The sequence below is a fragment of the Sulfitobacter sp. genome (genome assembly GCF_036961165.1).
GTDB lineage: Bacteria > Pseudomonadota > Alphaproteobacteria > Rhodobacterales > Rhodobacteraceae > Sulfitobacter.
Window position 1 is genome coordinate 1 of record NZ_JBALVJ010000132.1, and the last position, 5,696, is coordinate 5,696.

A 5,696-nucleotide genomic window follows, 5' to 3' on the forward strand; every position below is an offset into this window, starting at 1 on the left:
CACTCCATCTTTGGCTAAAGACTAAAGTGTTGCGTCGACCCGTTGAAATCGCCGCCCAGCCAAGACATTTATCGGTTAGTCGAAATGCCTGCTCCCAAGCCTAGTGCACGACCTCTAGTAGCTGCGCTGGATGACCTTTCGCAACAACTGAGAAAGCCGGAATCTTCTTGCCAAGATCGCTGGTTGTTTGACCGCCATCATCGTCAGCTTTCGCTGTGGTACTTATCATAGGCAACGCGTGCCATTTCGACCGCGTCAATGTTGTCGTTCGCCCAGCGATTGATCGCCTGAAACGGTGGCAGCAAAGTCAGACCCAGCGGCGTCATCTCGTAGCGCACACCCGGCGGCGTGCTTGCGACGACCGTGCGGGCGATAATCCCGTTCCGCTCTAACCGTTTAAGGGTCATTGATAGCGACTTTTGCGAAACCCCTTCCAATCGACGTTTCAGATCATTAAACTGGATGCCGCCGCCGCTTAGGACCGTCATGATCATCATCGACCACTTTTTAGCCACCTGATCGAACAACAGACGTGACGGGCAGTCGACCGAAAAACGCGATCCGTTGCATTGGGTGTCGTGTGGCATGGTTTCCTCCAGGATACTTAGTGCAATTCAAGTGCGTTCTGGACACTTGGTGTAAGAAGTATACCTAAGCCTTCGACACGGAATAAGCGAATTAGGATACGACATGAACACCGACACACTCTTCCGCCCCTTCTCCCTCAAAGGGATGGAACTGCGCAACCGCATCGTCATGGCCCCCATGACCCGCAGCATGGCCCCTGAAGGCATCCCCGGACAGCCGCAGGTGGACTACTATCGACGCCGAGCGGCCGCCAACGTCGGCCTGATCCTGACAGAAGGCACCGTGGTGGACCGTCCAGCATCGCGCAACTTGCCCGGCATTCCATTCTTTCACGGTGACAAGGCAATGGCCGGTTGGACCGATGTCGCTGCTGCCGTGCATGAGGCAGGCAGCAAAATAGCACCGCAGATCTGGCATACCGGCTCTATTCGCGGCGGCAAGTGGGAGCCTGAGACCGAAGTCGAAAGCCCGTCCGGCCTTATCGGTCCAAACGACCCTCGCGGCCATCCGATGAACGAGGCGGACATTGCAGATACGATCGCGGCCTTTGCATCCTCGGCCAAGCAGGCCCGCGATGCAGGCTTTGATGCGGTCGAGGTGCACGGCGCACACGGCTACCTGATCGACCAGTTTTTCTGGTCCGGCACGAACCAACGCGACGACAGCTGGAATGGCCCCACCATCAAAGAGCGCTCGCGCTTTGCCGCAGAAATCGTGAAAGCAATCCGCACCGCCGTCGGCCCGGATTTCCCGCTAATCCTGCGTGTTAGCCAATGGAAGCAGCAAGACTATACCGCGCGGCTGACCACGACCCCTGACGAGATGACAGATTGGCTTATGCCGCTGGTCGAGGCTGGCGTTGATATGCTGCACTGCTCTCAACGCCGGTTTTGGGAGCCTGAATTCCCCGAACTCGATGGCGCGGATGGCTTGAACTTTGCCGGCTGGGCAAAAAAGCTGACCGGTGCTGCAACGATCAGCGTTGGATCGGTCGGCCTCAATTCTGATTTCGGCGGCGCCTTCGTGGGCGAAGGATCGCAGACTTCGCCGCTCGACCAGCTGATCACCCGGATGGAGCGAGACGAGTTCGACCTTATCGCTGTCGGCCGCGCCTTACTGTCAGATGCGCAGTGGGTGCAAAAAATATGTGACGGCCACATGGAAGACCTGCATGGCTTCAAAATCGAAGATCTGCAAACCCTCACATAATTTCCCCGCAGTCTCCACATTCGGCTCGGTCGTGTCAACGACCGAGCCCGGCTGAGCGCCATGGCTTAAGCTGGTATGACGATTTTCTGGTCGTGTTCCGGTGCGTCCAACTGCAGGTGATTTTCTTCGAGCACCAGAATATTTTCTGCGCCAACGACGTCACTTTTTGTCTTGTAACCGATCACATCTTCAACCGGCATATCCAGATGGCGAGCCATCAACATCGTCTCTTCGGAGGAGAAGTTTGTCAGCCCACGGGCTATCTCCTCGCCATCTTCGTTGTAAATGTGCAGGACGTCGCCCTTGGTGAAATCTCCTTGGATGGAAATGATGTCCACTCTGCTAACGCCCTGTTTCCGTTCAACGATCCCGGAAGCGACCTCGTTGGAAACGACAAGCGTGCCGGACACCTGCAACCGGTTGCTGAGCCATACTTTCAACGGCGAGGCTGTTTCGCCACGCACAAGGCAGCGAGTGAAGCGCCGCTCGTTGTTGAGAACGGACGAGACAGGACGTTCGATGATGCCCTCCGCGATAATCGTCTCGACGCCAGCATTTTGCGCCATATTTGCCGCATGCATTTTCGTGAGCATGCCGCCGCTACCCAATTCGCTGATACCGGTCGTTGATTCCAGATGCTCGCTAACGTCTTCGATTTCATGAATGAAGGTCGCGTCCGGATCTGACGGGTCGCGATCATAAAGACCCTCAACACTGGTTAGAATAATCAGTTCATCCGCCTCTACCATTTGGGCCACTTTGGCCGACAAACGGTCGTTGTCGCCAACACGAAGGTCACGTGTCGCAATAGTATCGTTCTCGTTGATGATCGGCATAATGTCGTTTTCGAACAACCTCAGCATGGTGTTTTTGATGTTCAGAAAACGGCGGCGTTCTTCCATATCTTCGACGGTCACCAGCATCTGAGCCACTTCCAAATCGTACTCTGATGCGACCTGGCGGTATGCGTTCATCAACAGCGGCTGACCGCAGGCGGCTGCGGCCTGCTTGTCCAAAACACCCGCGTCCTCGGGCCGTTTTCCGACCATATTCAATCCCAGTGCAACCGATCCGGACGATGTCAAAATAATACTATGTCCCTCTCGTTGAAGCTGTGCGAGATCGCTCAAGAGGCCGTTCATGAAAGCATAGCGCAGCGTTAGATTATCGCTATTGGCGAGCAAGCTTGATCCGATTTTGATAACGATCTTTTTCTTCGTCGACATATATATCTCCGGTATCTATTTGTTTTAATGAAATAAATACTAACCGTTTGCGTCCTTGGACGCAGCCATATAGCAAGACCTCATTCAGGTGTTAGGGTGACGTATAACACGAACCCCGTGTGCGAATGCAAACAGGTTGCTGCGTTCCTGCGCATTTGCTCCGCTTGGCGCCGATAAAAATTCACCGGTTGATCCAGCGCCCCGTCGAAAGGGTGCAGCACACGATGTGTGCGGGTTTGCCGAAGATAAGGAGACCGAAATTGAAGATACTTTTGATAGGATGCGGCAAGATGGGCGGCGCGATGTTGCGCCAATGGATCAATCACGATGGCAACCATTTTACTGTCGCTGATCCAGCTGTCACAGAGCTGCCGGACGGCGTAACACATATCACAAAAGCGACATCCCTGCCGAAGGCAGAATTCGATGTGATCGTCATCGCGATCAAGCCTCAGATGATCGCGAAGCTGCTGCCCGATTATATCCCAGCCTTGAAAAATGGTGGCTGTTTCGTTTCAATCGCGGCGGGGTGCAGCATTGCGACGTTGGCTGACATTGTTGGCGATGCCGCTATCATTCGCGTGATGCCAAATCTTGCGGCGATGGTCGGTATGGGAGTGTCTGGCTTATACGCAAACCCTGCCTGCTCTGAACAACAGGTGACAGAGGTCACCGCGTTCATCGCGCAAACGGGCCGCTGCGTACCTTTGGCCAGTGAGGATGAAATCGACCGCCTGACCGCTGTGAGCGGAAGCGGGCCGGGATATGTGTTTGAAATCATGCGCAGCTATGTCGAGGCGGCCAAGCGATTGGGCTTTGACGAGGAAACTTCCCGCGCCTTGGTGTTTGATACAATCACCGGCACCGTTGAAACCGCACGTCAATCTGATGCCTCTCTGGATGAGTTGCGAAATTCGGTGACCAGCAAGAACGGTACCACACAGGCCGGATTGGACGAGCTGCGGCGCGATGGGCAACTGGACACCCTTTTGGATGACACCGTGCAGGCCGCATACCGCCGCGCCGCCGAATTGAGATAACAGCCGCGCTTTTCGCAGCAAACAGGATATGAAGTATGACCAATATGAGCACCTCGACAAACGAGATTGATATTGCAGCAGCTGTTGCGAACCTTGGCCAGCGGGCAAAGGCGGCAGCGCAGGACCTTGCATTGACGACAGCGGAACAGCGCAATCTCGCGCTGAGTGAGGCCGCGAAGGCCTTGCGCGCACGCACCAGTGAGATCTTAGAGGCAAACGCCGCTGATCTCGGCAGCATCAGCGGCAAGGATGACGCCTTTATTGATCGCCTTACCCTGACCGAGGAGCGCGTAGCCGCAATGGCCGATGCCGTTGATGCCATCGTTCAACAATCCGATCCGCTGGGCCGCACACTTGCACGGTTCGACCGACCTAATGGCCTAACGATCGATCGCGTGAGCGTACCAATCGGGGTCATCGCGATGATCTATGAATCGCGCCCTAATGTCGGCTCTGACGCGGGCGCGTTATGTGTGAAGTCCGGCAATGCGGTCATCCTGCGCGGCGGCTCCGAGAGCCTGCACTCCTCGCGTGTGATTGTCGATTGTCTGAAACAGGGAATTAAGGCTGCCGGCCTTCCCGAGGACGCCGTGCAACTTGTCGATACCCGTGATCGGGAGGCCGTGAAGCTTTTGTTGCACAGCACCGATACGGTTGATCTGGTTATCCCACGTGGCGGGCGTGGTTTGGTCTCACTGGTGCAAAAAGAGGCCCGCGTACCGACGTTGCTGCACCTTGATGGCAACAATCACAGCTATATCCATGAAAGTGCAGACATCGAGAAGTCAGTAGGCATCGTCCAGAATGCCAAGATGCGCCGAACAGGGATTTGCGGGGCCACAGAATGCGTGGTGATTGACCGTCAGATTGCGGATGAGGTTCTGCCTCGCTTGGCAGACGCGCTTGGCGATTGCGGGCTGCGCGGCGACGAGGAAGCGCGGAAAGTCCTACCTGATATATCCCCAGCCACGGATGCAGATTGGGACACCGAATATCTAAGCAATGTCATTTCCATAAAGATCGTAAGCGATCTGGATGAGGCGATCATGTTTGTGCAGGCCCATTCTTCGGGTCACACAGATGCGATTATGGCCGAGGATACGGAGGCCGCAAAACGCTTTATGGCCGCCATCGACTCTGCTGTAGTCATGCACAATGCCTCTACCCAGTTTTCAGACGGGGGTGAGTTTGGCATGGGGGCTGAAATCGGTATCGCGACAGGTAAAATGCATGCCCGTGGTCCGGTCGGGGCAGAGCAATTGACGAGCTTCAAGTATCTCGTCTTTGGCAACGGTCAGAAACGCCCGTAGCTTTTAGACTGACGTAACAGACAGCACATTGTGATCGAACTCACATCATTGAGCCGGCATGTGTCGCGACTTCACCACATGCTGGCTTGGAACGGCTGGGGCAAAAACCAAAGTGCTCCAGCCCTTTGAGCATGGCCTAACCGGTGGTAGGCATGGAGCACGAACTGGGGGAAGCGATTGTCGGTAAAGGATTTCGAGCAATCATTACCGTTAGAATTACGACCGGCAGCATACTCCCGCACGGCGGCCGTCAGCTCCCCGTGGAGCTATTTGAAGTGGTCCTGCTTTTTAGGACAGTTTTGCGGCTTGGCTAAGATGCATCT

5 protein-coding genes are annotated in these 5,696 nt (G+C 55.3%); 3 read left to right on the top strand and 2 right to left on the bottom strand.

Annotated features, from left to right (window positions below):
• Positions 1-203: 203 nt before the first annotated feature.
• Positions 204-587 carry a winged helix-turn-helix transcriptional regulator gene (locus V7730_RS21785; RefSeq protein ID WP_335749658.1) on the bottom strand — a complete coding sequence of 128 codons (384 nt, stop codon included), beginning with the start codon at positions 585-587 and terminating at the stop codon, positions 204-206.
• Positions 588-690: 103 nt separating this feature from the next.
• Between V7730_RS21785 and V7730_RS21790 the strand changes: the two genes are divergently transcribed.
• The gene (locus V7730_RS21790; RefSeq protein WP_335749659.1) at positions 691-1,797 is read left to right on the top strand and encodes an NADH:flavin oxidoreductase; all 1,107 of its coding nucleotides are present in this window, start codon (positions 691-693) and stop codon (positions 1,795-1,797) included.
• A gap of 65 nt (positions 1,798-1,862) precedes the next feature.
• On the opposite strand, the gene proB is transcribed toward V7730_RS21790, so the two are convergent.
• The gene (gene proB, locus V7730_RS21795) at positions 1,863-3,023 is read right to left on the bottom strand and encodes a glutamate 5-kinase (RefSeq protein WP_335749660.1); all 1,161 of its coding nucleotides are present in this window, start codon (positions 3,021-3,023) and stop codon (positions 1,863-1,865) included.
• 260 nt (positions 3,024-3,283) lie between these two features.
• On the opposite strand from proB, the gene proC reads away from it, so the two are divergent.
• Positions 3,284-4,063, top strand: a complete 780-nt coding sequence (gene proC / locus V7730_RS21800) for a pyrroline-5-carboxylate reductase (RefSeq protein ID WP_335749661.1) — start codon at positions 3,284-3,286, stop codon at positions 4,061-4,063.
• A 35-nt stretch (positions 4,064-4,098) separates the two neighbouring features.
• Positions 4,099-5,373, top strand: a complete 1,275-nt coding sequence (locus V7730_RS21805; RefSeq protein WP_335749662.1) for a glutamate-5-semialdehyde dehydrogenase — start codon at positions 4,099-4,101, stop codon at positions 5,371-5,373.
• The last annotated feature ends 323 nt before the right edge of the window (positions 5,374-5,696 follow it).